The organism is Risungbinella massiliensis (genome assembly GCF_000942395.1).
In the GTDB taxonomy this organism is placed as follows: domain Bacteria; phylum Bacillota; class Bacilli; order Thermoactinomycetales; family Thermoactinomycetaceae; genus Risungbinella; species Risungbinella massiliensis.
In genome coordinates this window covers 18,641-35,319 of the sequence record NZ_LN812103.1, presented here as the reverse complement: position 1 = coordinate 35,319, position 16,679 = coordinate 18,641, and the positions used below count along the sequence as shown (strand labels likewise).

At 40.4% G+C, this 16,679-nt stretch carries 19 protein-coding genes and 1 other annotated feature; of the genes, 5 read left to right on the top strand and 14 right to left on the bottom strand.

The annotated features are described in order from the left end of the window. Nucleotides 1-249: 249 nt before the first annotated feature. A complete protein-coding gene (locus VJ09_RS11155; protein WP_044641814.1) occupies nt 250-570 on the top strand; it encodes a PadR family transcriptional regulator in 321 nt (106 codons plus the stop codon). After that, on the top strand, nt 571-1,332 hold the full coding sequence (locus tag VJ09_RS17655) for an HAAS domain-containing protein (RefSeq protein WP_052807365.1): 762 nt from the start codon (nt 571-573) through the stop codon (nt 1,330-1,332). It begins immediately after the preceding gene. A gap of 177 nt (nt 1,333-1,509) precedes the next feature. Here the strand turns inward: VJ09_RS17655 and spoVG are convergent, their stop codons facing one another. The 10 genes from spoVG to VJ09_RS11100 all read right to left on the bottom strand — a co-directional run bounded on the left by spoVG (nt 1,510) and on the right by VJ09_RS11100 (nt 8,097). After that, nucleotides 1,510-1,809 (bottom strand): septation regulator SpoVG, encoded by a 300-nt coding sequence (gene spoVG, locus VJ09_RS11145; RefSeq protein ID WP_044641813.1) that lies wholly within the window; start codon nt 1,807-1,809, stop codon nt 1,510-1,512. 97 nt (nt 1,810-1,906) lie between these two features. Next, entirely contained in the window at nt 1,907-2,284 is a 378-nt protein-coding gene (locus tag VJ09_RS11140) for a RidA family protein (protein ID WP_044641812.1), read from the bottom strand. Next, on the bottom strand, nt 2,281-3,120 hold the full coding sequence (purR, locus tag VJ09_RS11135) for a pur operon repressor (RefSeq protein ID WP_044641811.1): 840 nt from the start codon (nt 3,118-3,120) through the stop codon (nt 2,281-2,283). The genes VJ09_RS11140 and purR overlap by 4 nt, the downstream gene beginning before the upstream one ends. Before the next feature lie 55 nt (nt 3,121-3,175). Continuing rightward, nucleotides 3,176-4,054: a 4-(cytidine 5'-diphospho)-2-C-methyl-D-erythritol kinase gene (gene ispE, locus VJ09_RS11130; RefSeq protein ID WP_044641810.1), complete on the bottom strand. Its 879-nt coding sequence runs from the start codon at nt 4,052-4,054 to the stop codon at nt 3,176-3,178. 339 nt (nt 4,055-4,393) lie between these two features. Further along, nucleotides 4,394-4,573, bottom strand: a complete 180-nt coding sequence (locus VJ09_RS11125) for a small, acid-soluble spore protein, alpha/beta type (RefSeq protein WP_044641809.1) — start codon at nt 4,571-4,573, stop codon at nt 4,394-4,396. A gap of 110 nt (nt 4,574-4,683) precedes the next feature. Next, on the bottom strand, nt 4,684-4,974 hold the full coding sequence (gene veg / locus VJ09_RS11120; RefSeq protein ID WP_044641808.1) for a biofilm formation stimulator Veg: 291 nt from the start codon (nt 4,972-4,974) through the stop codon (nt 4,684-4,686). Nucleotides 4,975-5,073: 99 nt separating this feature from the next. Continuing rightward, nucleotides 5,074-5,547 (bottom strand): ribonuclease H-like YkuK family protein, encoded by a 474-nt coding sequence (locus VJ09_RS11115; protein WP_044641807.1) that lies wholly within the window; start codon nt 5,545-5,547, stop codon nt 5,074-5,076. Between the two features lie 275 nt (nt 5,548-5,822). Next, nucleotides 5,823-6,692, bottom strand: a complete 870-nt coding sequence (gene rsmA / locus VJ09_RS11110; RefSeq protein ID WP_044641806.1) for a 16S rRNA (adenine(1518)-N(6)/adenine(1519)-N(6))-dimethyltransferase RsmA — start codon at nt 6,690-6,692, stop codon at nt 5,823-5,825. Then, nucleotides 6,689-7,240 (bottom strand): ribonuclease M5, encoded by a 552-nt coding sequence (gene rnmV, locus VJ09_RS11105; protein WP_044642837.1) that lies wholly within the window; start codon nt 7,238-7,240, stop codon nt 6,689-6,691. Before rnmV ends, rsmA begins: the two co-directional genes overlap by 4 nt. Before the next feature lie 86 nt (nt 7,241-7,326). Further along, the gene (locus VJ09_RS11100; RefSeq protein ID WP_044641805.1) at nt 7,327-8,097 is read right to left on the bottom strand and encodes a TatD family hydrolase; all 771 of its coding nucleotides are present in this window, start codon (nt 8,095-8,097) and stop codon (nt 7,327-7,329) included. A 189-nt stretch (nt 8,098-8,286) separates the two neighbouring features. Here VJ09_RS11100 and VJ09_RS11095 point away from each other — a divergent pair, with 189 nt between their 5' ends. Genes VJ09_RS11095 through VJ09_RS11085 form a run of 3 tightly spaced genes read left to right on the top strand, consistent with a single transcriptional unit; the run spans nt 8,287 to nt 10,152 of the window. Beyond that, nucleotides 8,287-8,670: a GntR family transcriptional regulator gene (locus VJ09_RS11095; RefSeq protein ID WP_044641804.1), complete on the top strand. Its 384-nt coding sequence runs from the start codon at nt 8,287-8,289 to the stop codon at nt 8,668-8,670. Then, nucleotides 8,667-9,536 (top strand): ABC transporter ATP-binding protein, encoded by an 870-nt coding sequence (locus VJ09_RS11090; protein WP_044641803.1) that lies wholly within the window; start codon nt 8,667-8,669, stop codon nt 9,534-9,536. The genes VJ09_RS11095 and VJ09_RS11090 overlap by 4 nt, the downstream gene beginning before the upstream one ends. Beyond that, nucleotides 9,529-10,152 (top strand): ABC-2 transporter permease, encoded by a 624-nt coding sequence (locus VJ09_RS11085; RefSeq protein ID WP_044641802.1) that lies wholly within the window; start codon nt 9,529-9,531, stop codon nt 10,150-10,152. The genes VJ09_RS11090 and VJ09_RS11085 overlap by 8 nt, the downstream gene beginning before the upstream one ends. A 53-nt stretch (nt 10,153-10,205) precedes the next feature. Here the strand turns inward: VJ09_RS11085 and metG are convergent, their stop codons facing one another. The 4 genes from metG to treP form a co-directional block, all read right to left on the bottom strand. After that, nucleotides 10,206-12,206 (bottom strand): methionine--tRNA ligase, encoded by a 2,001-nt coding sequence (gene metG / locus VJ09_RS11080; protein WP_044641801.1) that lies wholly within the window; start codon nt 12,204-12,206, stop codon nt 10,206-10,208. 58 nt (nt 12,207-12,264) lie between these two features. Continuing rightward, nucleotides 12,265-12,494, bottom strand: a binding site (T-box leader). Between the two features lie 100 nt (nt 12,495-12,594). Beyond that, entirely contained in the window at nt 12,595-13,299 is a 705-nt protein-coding gene (gene treR, locus VJ09_RS11075) for a trehalose operon repressor (RefSeq protein ID WP_044641800.1), read from the bottom strand. A 22-nt stretch (nt 13,300-13,321) separates the two neighbouring features. Continuing rightward, nucleotides 13,322-15,004 carry an alpha,alpha-phosphotrehalase gene (treC, locus tag VJ09_RS11070; RefSeq protein WP_044641799.1) on the bottom strand — a complete coding sequence of 561 codons (1,683 nt, stop codon included), beginning with the start codon at nt 15,002-15,004 and terminating at the stop codon, nt 13,322-13,324. 109 nt (nt 15,005-15,113) lie between these two features. Further along, nucleotides 15,114-16,523, bottom strand: a complete 1,410-nt coding sequence (treP, locus tag VJ09_RS11065; protein WP_044641798.1) for a PTS system trehalose-specific EIIBC component — start codon at nt 16,521-16,523, stop codon at nt 15,114-15,116. Nucleotides 16,524-16,679 lie beyond the last annotated feature (156 nt).

The following is a 16,679-nucleotide window of genomic DNA, read 5'->3' as shown; positions in this document are numbered from 1 at the left end:
GGCCTTCTCTACCATGCTGTAGGGTAGCTACATTATACGATGGATACATTTTATTTGAATATTTTTATGTGACATCTTTTCGTTCTTCGCAATTCTTTTTGCTAGATCATCATATGTTGTAATTTATTTTCACTTTTGTTACCATGATACTATATTGCATTGCAAGTTACCCTTTTGTAATGCAATATTTTTCATCAACTATCTTGCTTTACAATATAGTTTGTTACGTTTCCAAAATGGAGGTTCTCAATGTCTTCAAGCCAGATGATAAAAGGAGTATTAGAAGGTTGCTTACTAGCGGTTATTTCAAAAGGGGAAACCTACGGATACGAAATGATTCAAAAATTAGAGTCCAATGGATTTACGATGGTAAGTGAAGGAAGTATTTATCCATTACTTCTTCGTATGAAGAAAGAAAATCTTGTTACAACAACTTTGATTGCATCTCCATCTGGTCCAAAACGCAAGTATTATACTTTAACAGCTAAAGGATTCGAGGAACTTACAAATTTTAAAAAACGTTGGAACACACTATCTGACAGTGTATCCAAGCTTCTGGAGGAAAAATAAATGAAACTATCCACTGAAAGTGAAGAGTTTTTGGAAAATCTGAGATTATATCTATTTTCAAGCGGTAAAAAAACCGATGAGATCGAAGGAATCGTCGAAGAATTAAAAGACCATTTATGGGAAGCTGAAAAGAATGGAAAGAGTGTGAGTCATATCATTGGCGAATCACCACAACATTATATGGAACATATATCAAAAGAGTTGAGAACCGATTATAAAGGCTGGTTAAAATTACTGCCTGTATTCATAATCGGAGTTTTTGCTTATGTACTCTTGGGTGATGCAATCAACAATACCATCGGTTATTCTTTGTATGACATCATAGGATATCCATTCATCTGCTTGTTTATGTTAGGGGTCATCAAAGTATCATTCCAGCATCTAGCAAAGACAAACCTATCTAAAATAACACAGTACAGCATTTATTTTGGGATAGCCTTTCTATCTTTGTCTATGTTTATCGGAGTAATCTTATTAGATCGCAATTACGGTACATCTTTATTTCAACTAGATACATTTGCAGGGAGAATGATCGTAGCAGTTATCGCCGCAGTTATTCTTATAACTATCTCCATTTGGAGTAAAACTTGGGTTTCTATAATCCTTCCCATTATTGTATATTCACCCACTATCATCACAGACTTATTACCAGTCCAATATGAAACAAAGTTATTATTATCCTCGTTATTTACATTAATCGGCTTTCTTCTTTTCCTTATCATCCAATTTAAGATGTTGTCATACCATAATCAGAAAAAGTAGTTTTGATTTAAAAATGGGTTTAAATAAAAAGGGCGTTCTAATAGTAGAACGCCCTTTTTTCTATATCAAAACAAAAACACCATCTGCGGGTTCTACCTTTTGCTCTAGCTGCGGTAGCAAAAGAAGAGGTGCATCATGGTGTTTGTGTTATTACTGGAGGAGTTAAGTTGGTTTTGGTTATACGGAAGCAGTTTGCTCCGTAACTGCTACAAATTCTTCTTCGTCATCCATTAGATAATATTTTTCAAGGACAGCAGTCTCAATTTTCTCACGGCTGGACGGGGAGATCGGATGGGCAATATCTCGAAACTCTCCATCAGGAGTTCGCTTACTTGGCATTGCGACAAACATTCCATTATTTCCATCGATTACGCGAATGTCGTGAATAACAAATTCTCCGTCTAATGTGATGGAGCAAATTGCTCTCATTCTTCCTTCACGATTTACTTTCCGTAATCTTACATCTGTAATTTCCATCCCAATACACCACCTATTTCCAAAGATGACATGTAAGATATATTCGGTAATTGGGAGGTTTTTCCTGCTAAAAAATGGGAAGGATAAAAAGTTTTTCTTATTTTTTTACTTTTGCTATAACTTCCATCTCAATCAGCACATCTTTCGGTAGTCGGGAGACCTCTACACAAGAACGTGCCGGAGCATGATGCCCAAAATACTCGCTATAGATCTGATTAATCGTAGCAAACTGGCTCATATCTTGAATAAAGAGAGTCGTTTTGATTACATCGCATAAATCTGCACCTGCTTCTCTCAGGACTTCGTGGACATTGCGGAGTACCTGATGAGTTTGAATCTCAATACTCTCCCCTGATAATGTTCCATCTGCTAGTAGTGGGATTTGTCCAGAGGTGAAGATCCATCCATCTATTTCTATTGCTTGTGAATAAGCTCCAATTGCAGCTGGCGCTTTTTGTGTATCAACCTTTTTCATTTGGGCATTTCCACCTCTTCTTTTAGAAGTGCATTTCCACGATCTACAACAATCGTTTTAGCTTCTTCGTTAATTTCGAGTACCGAGACTAATGAGACATAATCCCTTACAAGACGAACTTCTGACTTCGCATCTGCTAATACTCCTACTCCTACCACTTCAGCATCAAACTCTTTTAAAAGCTCTTGCATTCCTTTCACCGTTCCACCAGCACGCATAAAATCATCAATAATCACTACTCGTGATCCTTCAGGTAGACTGCGTTTTGCCAAAGAGAGCTGTTTCATTCGTCGGCTAGAACCCGAAACCGTATTAACCGTCACAACGGAACCTTCTGTCACCCGAGTATCATAGCGAACAATGACAACGGGTACTTGTAAAAAGCTAGCAGCTGCATGTGCCAGCGGAATTCCTTTTGTCTCTACGGTTACAATCGCATCGATTTTTTGACCTTGAAAGACCGTTGCCCACACTTTTCCAATACGACGCATCAGTTGAGGTTTTCCTAGCAAATCAGACATATACAGAAAACCACCAGGAAGAATTCTTACAGGGTTGGAAAGCTCTTCACAGATCTCATCCAACACCGTCTCCACACGTTCTTCTTTATAAAACGGGATGTAACGTACTCCCCCAGCAGCTCCAGCAACCGTTTCAATCATACCGCTTCCATCATTTGCTAACACTTCGTTAATAATGGCAAGATCTTCGCTAATAGAAGACTTAGCAGCCTGATAGCGCTTAGCAAATGTAGTAAGTGGAAGTAAGGTATATGGATGATCCAATAGTCGCTGTGTCATATCTACCATCCGTGCACTCCGCTTCCATTTTTCCATCATCTTCCTCCATAAAACCGAATATTATAACTAAAATATATCAAATTGTACGTATTTAATCAAGCAAACTAGATCGGTGTACCCCCAACATTCGGACAGCATATACTTGCTCACAAAATCCTTTTAAACTATTTACTATTCGTTTGGCTCTCGATTCTTTGGGGACAATTCCAAATACTGTTGGACCGCTACCCGACATTAATACACCACTTGCACCAAATAAATGCATCTTCTCTTTGAGACGAGAAACTTCTTTATGCATAGCCATTGTAACTGGTTCCAATACATTGCCCATAGATCCAATCACTGCTTTTAGATCTTGTTTTTTTAATGCATCCACCATATGAGACGTAGATGGATGTTGTTCGATCTGATCCACTCGCAGACGGCCAAATACATCAGCAGTGGAGATACCTTGTGATGGCTTTGCCAAAACGACCCAACATTTTGGTGGTGCAGGTATTGGCTCTAAAACTTCCCCACGCCCTCTAGCGATTGCAGTGTTACTATATACACAAAATGGGACATCTGACCCAATTTCAGCTCCGATCTGGGCCAACTCTTCTAAGGAGAGTCCTAATTTCCACAAGCGATTCAACCCGCGTAAAGTAGCCGCCGCATCACTACTTCCTCCAGCTAGCCCCGCTGCTACGGGTATATTCTTTTCAATCCGTATATGTACTCCTTTTCGGACCCCTGTCTTTTCGCGTAGGATCCTTGCAGCTAAGTAAGCTAAGTTCCGCTCATCTTGTGGAACTAGGCCAGAACTACTATCTAACTGAATGCTTGTCCCATCTATACTCGTAAGATCAATACGATCATAAAGATCGACCGTCGTCATCACCATTTCTAGATCATGATACCCATCTGGTCTTTTTCTCAATGCATCCAAAGTTAAATTAATCTTAGCAGGCGCCTTCTCAGACGTGTACACATTTATCCCCTCCTCCGGACTCTCTTATCCAGATTGCTGCAATCACTCTAGCTCACACCACCTCTGTTTTTTGGTAACAGGGAAATAGACGGACCGGTTTCTCGCAACAAACTACAAGCTTTTCCGTTATCGTGCAAAAGTTTGTTTCTATTGTATCACCAACAGGAAATAGGCAAAAGCATATAGCGTATGTTGCATAAATGTACCCCATTCAGAGGTTTTGCGTTTGCATGCGACTTATGACATATGGGCTTTGGATTACGACCGTCACAAAAGAGATACACATAAAAAAGCCGAGAGGAGAACCTCTCAGCTTTTACCCTGACTTGCTCTTGAACTTTATTTTCGTTGCTGTACCAGTTGCTCCTGTGCAATCTGGATCGCTCGTTTGACCATATTTCCTGCATCTCGTGCTTTAATTCCTCCCCAGCCTTCCTGCTGGACAACATCATAAAACCCGAGTTCCTTGGCCAACTCGACCTTAAAGGATTCTGACATGACACCTTTACGACGGGTCATTTCATCGCCCTCCATTCAAGGATAAGGGTTCAGGGTAACCATAGTATGTACAATTAACTACATCTGATCCCATAAAAAAATAGAACACACTCTAAAGTGTGCTCTATTTTTTAAATTTGTTCGGACTCTCTCACATAACGAACCGGTACTAACTGATCGTTGTTATCAAAAACGTTCAGTTCTACTGATTCGGTCAAGATATCCGCATAACTGTATGAAACGCGTTTAAAAGCGTGTTGTTCCTCATCCAATTTCACAATAAAAACAGAGGGATATGTCTCTTCGAGTACCCCCGTTCGTTCAATGGTCTTTCGGCGCCCACTGTTCGCTTTCAAGCGAATTTTTTGTCCAATGTAGCCATCTAATGTTAGCTTAATTTCAGATAGCGCATTTTTGCCCATAATACGACCACCTCACCTGTAACACATTCTAACATAGACAGGCTTAGAAGTCAAAGACAAGTATTATAGCAGTGGTCTAAGTTGATTGTCAATGGGTTTTTATCTTGTAAATCGATCAGCAACTGCACTTGCTGCATAAGAATCTGGCTTGATCTTTGCCTCGTACCCGACAGCGGTTACCCATCCTACCACTTCTTGGATCAACTTACGTGTTTCTCCTTGTTGGCCAACATCTAAGTGAATCTCCATCGGAAGATCCTGTATAAATCGAAAGAAACCTTGTTGCTTCAGTTTTTCTACCACTTCTAAGCTATATTCCGTTTCCCGATAAATACGGTAGCGTAAGTCTTTCATTGCCTTATGACGCTTTTTTCGATAAAAAAAGAGCGCTCCTTTTCCGATACGTTGAATGATAATCGCGGTCACAAACGTGGTTTCTCTCGTCCTAGTCTGGGAATCGGTTCCAATCATCACCTTATACTCAGCACTCGATACTTCCTGCACATAATCACGAATTTGAGTCAGCACATCTTCGAGACTACAACTTCCCTTGCGAGGATGATAAAATCTCACAGGTATTCCACCCTTCTTTTTTGTGCTGCAACACCATTTCTAGTATCAGATAGGGGCGCTACAATATTCAGTTCTCAGGAATATTGATTTTTAGCTTGGGGCATGATTTTTGCTTCCATGTAGATGGAACTTTATGAAGAAGCGGAAAGGCCGCTCCATCAACGGTAAAAAAGCATTTCAGACTAAAAATCAGCACCTAATCTTATCAACACACCTGATTCTATTGTTCGTTTTTTCAAATGCTTCTGCTGCTTTAGCAGATGGCGTTTGATGCTTTACGTTTTAGAACGAAGAGACAGATCTGCAATCTTGGCAAACTCCTCGAGCGTTAGGGTCTCTCCTCTACGTGATGGTTCAACACCTGCTTCGAGTAACAACTCATTAACTTCTGCTTTGGACCGATCTTGCAGTACTTGAGAGCCTAATGCGTTCGATAACGTTTTGCGACGTTGCGCAAAGGATGCTCGTACAATTTGAAAGAAACGTTTTTCACTTTCTACCATTACGGCGGGCTCTTGACGAATGTCTAGTCGTATCACCGCTGAATCTACTTTGGGTTGTGGGACAAAAACATGACTTGGTACTTTTGTCACCCATGAAACGTCTGCATAATATTGGGCTAACACAGAGAGCGCTCCAAAGTCTTTCTTCCCAGGATTTGCTACAATTCGCTCTGCTACTTCTTTTTGTATCATGATGACGATATTATGAAGTGGATACTTCTCCTCTAGGAGTCTCGCTAAGATAGGAGTAGTAATGTAATAAGGTAAGTTCGCTACCACGTGAACCTTATCACAATCTGCAAATTGGTCTGTGATCAATTGGTGAAAATCGACCTGCATCGCATCTCCATGGAGAATCGTCACATTGGCATCTTCCTCAAAGTGCCTTTTTAACACAGGTAACAATCGCTGGTCGATCTCGACGGCCACTACTTTTTTGGCTTGTTGTGCCAAGCGTTCTGTCAATGCTCCTATTCCAGGTCCAATCTCAATTACTCCAGATTGATCGGTAAGCTGAGCAGCATCGACAATGTTTTCTAGGACATTTAGATCCGTCAGGAAGTTCTGTCCCAGGCTCTTTTTCAGCGCAAGGCCATGTTCCTTTAATACTTGCTTCGTTCTTAGCGAGATTGGTTTTTTCAACTCATTTGCCCCTTTACCTTCTCAATCGCTGCTTTTAGCTCATCTCTTGTTACCTGTAGTGCATGCAGACGCTTGTAGAATTGCTTCCCATTGGCATACCCAATCCGAAGCTCCTCGGCTACTCGCTCTCGTAATTCTCGGGAATCCTCCTGTCCACTAAAACCTACTTCGAGATATTCATCCCAGGAGAGGATCTCAAGCGGATCAGTAGTACTAGAAAAGTCCGTTCTCACTTGTTCGAGTGCTTCCAAGATTGCTTCAGAACTGGCATGCTCAATTCCAATTTTCCGATTTCCCCGCGCTTGATGTTTTGGCAAAAAAGCGTGTTTTACTTCCGGAACAGCTCGCGTAATAATACGACGGATTCGCTCACCAGGAGTATCAGGATCGGTAAAGACGATAACACCCCTACTTTGATGAGCTCGCCGAATCTCTTCTATTGTACGCTCCGAAATTTCCGATCCATTGGTTTCGATCGTATCGGCATCTACCGCTTGTTTCACGGCGTTGGTATCATTTTTTCCCTCTACTACAATTATTTCTCTCATTTTCTGAAATCGCAACGAAAATCTCACTTTCTATTAAAAAAATAACAGACATTTAATAAAAACGTATCATAATAGTGTATGCCGCTTTAACTTAACCGGAATAAACGATTGGCATTTTCCATCGTAAGTTGGGCGATCTCTTCAACGGTACACTCACGCAATCTAGCAATCTCCTCAGCTACCAATCGTACATAACCTGATTCATTGCGCTTACCACGGTTCGGATGGGGAGCCAAGTAAGGGCAGTCCGTCTCGATTAATAGCCGATCTGCTGGAACAGTTTTGGCAATCTGTTTGGCTAGATGGCCGTTTTTAAACGTAACTGGTCCACCTAGACCGATGTAAAAATTGATCGCAAGACACGCTTCCATCATCTTCTCGTCTCCAGCAAAGCAGTGCATGACGCCTCCTACTTCTGCTGCATTCTCCTCTTGCAAGATCTGGAGAACATCTTCATGCGCATCCCGATCATGAATTACAATAGGAAGCCCAAGCTCTTTGGCCATATGAATTTGCTTACGGAAAACTTCTTTTTGTACCTCATGTGGAGAGTTGTCCCAATAGTAATCAAGCCCCATCTCTCCAAGCGCTACTATTTTAGTATGTTCTGCGGCAAGAGACCGAATCCACTCTAAATCTTCTGGGGTACAGTCCTTTGCATCGTGCGGATGCCAACCGACTGCTCCGTAAATAAAATCATATTTTTCGACTAATGCTAATGTCTCTTGGATTGTCTGCCGATTAAAACCTACATTGAGAATCCGCGACACTCCTGCTTCCCCAGCACGTGCAATCGTCTCTTCCCGATCTTCTTGAAACTTTTCATCATTTAAATGTGCATGACTATCAAATAACATGAGGGTTCAACCTCTCCTACATATTTGCTCCTTTTTATTATATCGAATGGAGAAGGCTTCTCCAAACCGACACCACGAAGAAGGATATACATTTTAAAAATAACCTTGACACCATAACGCAGGGTTGTATATATTGTATATATAGGATATATACAATATATTCTATTTCTAACTAAGGAGTTTGCATTCATGCAAATATTGATATCAAACGGTTCAAAAGAACCTATTTATGAGCAGATCATCAAGCAGGTGAAAGAGCTTATTTTGACTGGTCAGCTCTCAGAAGGGGATGCCCTTCCATCGATTCGTCAACTTGCCAAGGATATTCAAGTCAGTGTAATTACGACAAAACGTGCATATGCTGAGCTCGAGAAAGAAGGTTTTATTTATTCTATTGTTGGTAAAGGCTCATTTGTTTCAGAACACAACCAAGAGTTACTAAAGGAAAAACGACTAAAGACAATTGAAGAAAAACTTACAGAAGCGATCGAAAATAGTAAAGCGCTGGACATTACTCTCCCTGAATTGATCGAAATGCTAGTACTGCTATATAAGGAGGATTATAACGAATGAGTAATGCAATTGAATTGCACAATGTCTCGAAAAACTATAAGGGATTCCAGGTGAAAGATCTATCGTTTGAAGTAAAAAGGGGATTTGTAACAGGATTTATCGGTGCAAACGGGGCGGGGAAGTCTACCACTATCAAAATGATATTAAATCTAGTTAAAAAAGATAGTGGTTCAATATCCATTCTCGGTATGGATTATGGGCAAGACGAGCAGAAGATCAAAGAAAAAATTGGCTTTGTTTTTGATGAGAATGTGTTTTATGAGGATCTCACTCTAAAACAACTGAAACGAATCATCGCTCCGGCATATAAGCAATGGGACGAGACTATCTTTCGAAACTATGTAGAACAGTTTGAACTCCCTCAAAATCTAAAAATAAAAAAGATGTCCAAAGGAATGAAAATGAAGACATCATTGGCCTTTGCTTTATCTCATCATGCCGAGCTTATTATTATGGATGAACCGACATCAGGGTTAGACCCCGTTTTTAGAAGAGAGATTCTCGAGATTCTCTATGACATCATGCAAGATGAAAAGAAAACTATCTTTTTCTCGTCCCATATCACAACCGACTTAGATCGGATCGCAGACTACATCACGTTTATTCATAATGGTCATCTAGTTTTCAGCAAAGAGTTTCACACTATATCAGAAGAATACGCGATTGTGAAAGGCTCGAATGAATTACTGGACCAAGATACTGAAAAAGAGTTTATTTCCATTCGCAAAACAGATTCCGGTTTTGAAGCACTAAGCAAAAATATAACAAGAGTGAAACAACTATTTGGTAAGACTGTTCTCATAGAAAAACCTTCATTAGAAGATATTATGTACTTTACCAAAAAAGGAGGTAGTTTCCATGTTTAATCTGATTTTAAAAGATTATCACCTCCAAAGGTTATTGATGATTTTTTACATCAGCATGATCTGCCTATATCTGTTTACTGACTTACATGCTACATTATCAGTCGTTATTGTTAGTTCCATGTTTGTCATTAACTCTCATTATTACGACGAGCGCGGACAGACCAATCTCCTATTAAACAGTCTTCCTTACTCCAGAAAGCAAATTATTGGTTCAAAATATATAGGTGGGCTTATTTTTACAACAATCACAACGCTTGCAACAATAGGTATTTATTCTGTAGCACAATTATTAGGTTACCCTGTCGCCATACCATCCTTAGAAAATGTTTTGCTAATCTATTTACTTGTTATGCTCTTTACGGCATTCTACTTACCAATTTTCTATAAATTTACCCAAAGGTACCTAATCTCTATTTTTTCACTGCTATATATTTTAATGATGGCACTAGCAAAAAATCTGTACTCTTTCTTTGCTGACAAGATACCTAATATAGGCTCCGTTTTTGCTTCTGTTTCTAATTGGCAACTGTTTCTAATGGCTACCATGTTCATCTTTGTTATATATGCTATTTCATGGTTTATTTCGATTCGAATATATGAAAACAAGGATTTCTAAACTTCCCTACAAACAAAGCTCATCCAACGAAAAGTGTTGGATGAGCTTTCGGCTTACTTCACACGAGTTCCATTCGGAATATCCGCAGATACCGTAGACAAAACTAGACGATCTCCTTCTTTCGCAGCGAGGATCATTCCCTCTGAGCGTTCTTTGCGCAAGGTGACAGGTTTGAGGTTGGCTACCATGATCACTTTTTGCCCTACGAGCTCATCTGGCTGATAATACTCCGTGATGCCAGAGACTACTTGGCGTCTTTCGTCTCCTAGATCTAGCTGAAGCTTCAAGAGACGATCTGCCCCTTTGACTTTATCTACTTCTAGAATCTCAGCAACTCGCAAATCTACTTTGCTGAACTGCTCAATATCAATGTAGTTATTTTCTTCCACTTTTGCTTTCTCCTCTTGCGGTTTTTGCTCCTTTTTAGGCGCTTCTGGAGCAGCATGTTTTTTCGAAGTGTTGATCATAATTTGATCGATCACTTCTCGTTCTTTTTCTAAATCCAGACGAGGGAAGATCGGGGTTCCTTTTTTAGTCTGAATCCCTTCTAAATAAGCTCCATACTGATGGATGGAATCCCAAGCAGTTGCTTCTCCCTCACTGATCCCGAGCTGTGCCCACATTTTTTGTGGAGTACGGGTCAAGAATGGCTGAATAAGAATGCTCACAATCCGCAGGTTCTCCAATAAGTTCGCCATCACGGAGCCTAAGGTATCACGATCCGCTTCATTTTTGGCGAGGTTCCATGGTGTGGTCTGCTCAATGTAACGGTTACCAGCACGGATGATCTCCCAGATTGCAGTTAGTGCATGAGAAAATTGCAATCTCTCCATCGTCGCCTCGACACGAGCCACTTTTTCAGCTACTAATGCCTTTAATGCTTCGTCGTGAGGAGTAGCATTCGGTACTATGGCAGGTACTTTGCCATCGAAATATTTCTCCACCATGGTCAAGGTACGATGCAATAGGTTGCCTAGATCATTGGCTAGGTCTGCATTGCTCCGTTCGAGGAAAGAGCTTGGCGTAAACGTGCCATCTTCTCCAAATGGAACTTCTCGTAGCATAAAGTAACGAACAGTATCGAGTCCAAAGTGGTCAACAAGTGGCACAGGGTCAATTACGTTGCCAAGTGATTTGGACATTTTGTCCCCATTTACCAAGAGAAATCCATGACCAAACACTTTTTTCGGCAAAGGAAGTCCAAGCGCCATCAAGAAGATTGGCCAATAGATGATATGGAAACGAACGATATCTTTCCCGATGATCTGAACATTTGCTGGCCAATATTTTTCGTATTTGGCTTGTAGTTCGGCATCATCTGAACCGTATCCGATCGCAGAGAGATAGTTGGTCAACGCATCAAGCCAGACATAGACTACATGTTCTGGATCGTTTGGCACTGGGATTCCCCAATCAAATGTGTTTCGAGAGATGGACAGGTCTTCGAGTCCACCCTCTGTCTTGAGGAAGTTTTGCAGCATCTCATTTTTACGGGAAACTGGTTCCACAAACTCTGGATGATCCTCGTAATACTGAATCAGACGATCCGCATATTTGCTCATCCGGAAAAAGTAGCTTTTCTCTTTGAGCTTTTGTACAGGACGTCCACAGTCAGGGCACTTGCCGTCTTTTACTTGACGGTCACTGAAAAAGGCTTCATCAGGTAGACAATACCAACCTTCGTATTCCCCTAGGTAAATATCTCCTTGATCGACAAACTGTTGGAAAATTTTTTGTACCACTTTTTTGTGGCGGTCTTCGGTTGTGCGGATGTAGTCATCATAGGAAATATCGAGCTTTTTCCATAGATCTTTGATCCCCACTACAATCTCGTCCACAAAAGCCTGCGGGGTCTTGCCTTCCTCTTCGGCACGCTTTTGGATTTTTTGACCGTGCTCGTCCGTACCAGTGAGGTACATTACGTCATAGCCACGCAACCGTTTGTAACGGGCGATGGCATCGGCTGCTACCGTCGTATAGACGTGACCGATATGTAGTTTGTTACTTGGATAATAAATGGGCGTTGTGACATAAAATGTCTTCTGATCACTCATTTTTTGCCTCCCTCTAAGTCATTCTCCATTTTCTTGACAATAAAAAAACCCGCCCTAAACATGGGGCGAGAGTTCACGCGGTACCACCCAATTTCAGCATCTCAATAGAGACACCCTCATCGGACACTTGTTAACGCTAGTGCGAGCGTATTTTCCTACTGATGAAAACTCACGTTCAGAAAAAACCTCCAGGGCCATGTTCCAAGACATCTGCTATACCGGCTTTCACCTAACCCGGCTCTCTTGTAATAGCTTCCGCGTTGTACTCTTCCCTTTCATTGGCAACGAGATATGGAAAGTTAATTTCTATTATAACTATTTCTTGGTCCAAAATACAATCTTATCTCTTTTAAACTCATCTTACGTGCTAGCGGGATCGATGTGCTAACTAATTTCTTCTGGCAAAATCGACAAAACGGAACTTATCTGGACGATGTCGAGACTCTGTATATTGAAACAAAGTGGCATCATCTAGATACACATAGTTTTTCACCACAACTACATTATAGTGTCCATCCAGATCCAAATAGGTACGATCTTCTTCCGTCGGTTCTTCGATTGTGATCTCTTTTCTAGCAAAACTGATAGCAAGCCCAAGTTCCCCTTCTATATATTCATAAATCGAGTTCTCACAAACCTCTTTTGTTAAGTTGGGAACACAAACCAAAAAATCTTTATCAAAAATGATTCGTTCCGAATTAATTTCTCTGACTCGATAAAGCTCCCACACCTTATCTCTCTTTGATAATTTCAATAAATCCTTTACATAAGGGAGTGGTGTGATCTTGTTTAGTTTTTCTACATGGGTGATCGTATGTTGCCCCATTTTTTGTGAAAGCTCTTTAAAGCTGACCAACCCAGATATCGGGAAATTAAACTTGTTCGCATCAAGCACAATCGAACCTTTACCTCTTACTTTATGAATGTAGCCATGTTCAGATAGCATGGTCAATGCTTTGCGAATCGTTTCCCTAGAAGCTTGATACATTTGCGTCAAGTCATGTTCAGAGGGCAACATAGATCCTACCGGAAGTTTGCCCTCTTGAATTTTGGTTGTTAATTCATCGTATATTTTCAGAAATTTATTTGTCATTCTTTTCACCGAAACCAGTTTATCATTTCTTTTTTAGATGATAAACAATCGACTCGTACGGACGTACACAAAGCTGTCTGTCTAGACTTGCAGAATCAAGATAATTGGATAGTAATATGGTAGCTTCAAATAAAGAGCCAACTAATGGTTCTGGCACAGTAAATGCCGTTTCATGGGCATAAAAATTATTCACAACAAGTAGTTTTTCCTCTCCATAAGTCCTCAGATAAGCAAATACATCACCATGATTTGGCTCTAATAACTCATAATCACCGAATGTAATAATATCTAGCTCTTTTCTAAGTGCAATGAGCTTTTGATAATGATAGAAAATAGAGTCAGGATCATCCAAGGCAGATTCGGCATTAATATCTTGATAATTGGAAGCAACATGAATCCATGGAGTACCTGTCGTAAATCCAGCATGTAGGTTCGCGTTCCATTGAACAGGAGTCCGCGAATTATCTCGTGATTTGTTTTGGATAATCCTCATTATTTCCTCTTCAGATTTACCCTGTTTCTTCATGATCTCATAATAGTTGAGCGTCTCTACGTCACGGTAATCCTGAATGGAATCGAATTTTGGATTGGTCATCCCAAATTCCTCACCTTGGTAAATATAAGGAGTCCCCTGCATCATATGAATAGTGGTCGCCAACATTTTTGCTGATTCTTGATAGTAACGCCCCTCATCTCCAAAACGACTTACAATACGTGGCTGATCATGATTACACCAAAAAAGTGCATTCCAACCGCCACCTTTATTCATTTGTACTTGCCACTGAGACAGGATCTCTTTTAATTTTAGAAAATCAAAGTCCGCGTGTGCCCATTTCTCACCATTCGGATAGTCCACCTTCAAATGATGGAAATTGAATGTCATATTTAGTTCGTTTCGATCTGGGTTGGTGTACTTTATACACTCTTTCAATGACGTAGAGGACATCTCTCCTACGGTCATGATGTCATACTGAGAAAAGACTTCTCGATTCATTTCATTTAGGTATTCATGTATGCGTGGTCCATCTGTATAAAATTTTCTCCCGTCTCCTGGCGGTATGGTTCCATCATCATTGGGAAAAGCCTGATCTTTTGAAATGAGATTAATAACATCCAAACGAAAGCCATCAATCCCCTTCTCCAGCCAAAAGTGCATCATGTCATAGATCTTTCTTCTTAGTCCTTCCTCTTCCCAATTTAAATCTGCCTGTTCTTCATCAAATAAGTGCAAGTAATACTGACCTGTTTTTTCATCCCATTTCCATGCCGATCCTCCAAATTTGGACACCCAGTTATTCGGTGCTTTTCCATCGACTTGATCTTTCCATATATAGTAGTTTCGATAAGGGCTATTCTTTGATTCTCTTGCTTTTTGGAACCAATCATGTTCAGTAGATGTATGGTTCACGACAATATCCATCAACACTTTGATACCACGTTGATGAGCCTCAGCAAGTAATTGGTCAAAATCCTCCATTGTGCCATATTCTTCATAGATATTGTAATAGTCACTGATATCATAACCATTGTCCTTTTGTGGAGAACAATATATAGGAGTAAGCCATATAACATCGACTCCTAGCTTTTTTAAATAATCCAGTTTATGAATGATGCCTAATAGGTCTCCTACACCGTTCCCTGTTGTATCATAAAAGCTTTTTGGATAAATTTGATACACTACTGCTTTTCTCCACCATTCATTCATTGTTCATTCCCTCCAAATTCAAATTCAGAAAAACGAAACCCTCGGTAAGCGGATTATGATGTCACATCCTCTCCAACCGAAGGAGTCGTTTGAAATCAATCTCTTATGATTATCTTTTCGTTTTGCCTAATACAAACGTGATGATAAACGGAACCACAATCGCGATCCCCATTCCGATAAAGAACGGAACCCATTTATCTGGCGCAATTGAGAAGAAACCTGGAAGACCACCTACCCCAACGGAAAGAGCAACTACTTTGTTCATCATGATAAAAGCTCCTCCCAAGGAAGCCCCCACCATCGCTGCAATAAATGGATAACGGTAACGTAAGTTCACACCAAACATAGCAGGTTCTGTAATTCCAAGGTACGCAGATATGGACGAAGAAAGCGCCAGTCCTTTTTGCTTTTCTTCTTTTGCCATAAACATCATCGCTAGTGCGGAAGATCCTTGAGCAATATTGGATAGTGCCAAAATCGGCCATAAGAATGTACTTCCAAGGCTACCAATCAATTGTAAGTCAACAGCAAGGAAAGTGTGATGCATCCCGGTCACTACTAAAGGTGCGTAAAGCGCTCCGTAGAGGAATCCTCCGATTGCCGGTACAGCACTAAAAATCCCCGTAAAAGCAGTGGTGATAGCGTTCCCAATTGCAAACGTAATTGGCCCAATTGCGATAAAGGATAGAAAACCAGTAACTAATAAACTAACAGGAGCAACCACGAGTAATTTGATCGCATCTGGTACTCGTTTATTTAAAAACAGCTCTATTTTGGCCAATACATACGAGGCAAAGAGAACAGGAAGTACTTGTCCTTGATAACCTAATTTATCTATATCCATTCCAAACAAGTTCCAAGTAGGAATTTCGCCTGCTTCTTTTGCTTTCCCATAATCCCATGCATTTAAAAGATCGGGATGTACTAGCACTAAGCCCAAAACAATTCCTAGTAAAGGACTACCTCCAAATCGTTTTACAGCAGACCAACCAATCAATCCTGGTAAGAAGACAAACGCTGTGTTGGCAATCAAGTTAATAATTCCTGCGATATCTTTCCATTGCTCATGAACATCTACGATTGATTTTCCTTCATAAAAAATATCAGACCCAGTCAATATATTGTTAATTCCCATCAATAAACCTGCTGTCACGATGGCTGGCAAAATGGGAATAAAAATATCTGCTAACGTTTTTACGGCTCGCTGTAGTGGATTTAAATGTTTCTGAGAAGCAGCTTTTGTTTCCTCCTTCGTAGCTGATTTTATTCCGGTTATCTCAACCATTTCTTTATATACTTTCTCCACAAGGCCTTGTCCAACCACTACCTGAAATTGACCATTGTTCGAAAAGGAACCTTTTACTACATCAATCTGTTCTAGTGCTTGTTGATCTACTTTTTGCTCATCATGAAGGGCCAATCGTAAGCGAGTTACACAATGTGTTGCTGAAGCGATGTTTTCTTTCCCTCCAACGGCTTTTACAATATCTTGCGCCGCTTGACGAAAATCCTCTGCCATATATAAGATCCTCCTTTTTGTTAACGTTTCCATTTTCAAGCTTTATGCAACCATCCAACCAACGTTCAAAATAATAACATGTATATACAAGTTCTATGCTTTTATTTTAGACTTGTATATACATGTTGGTCAAGAAGAAATGATAGCGCTTTCCAA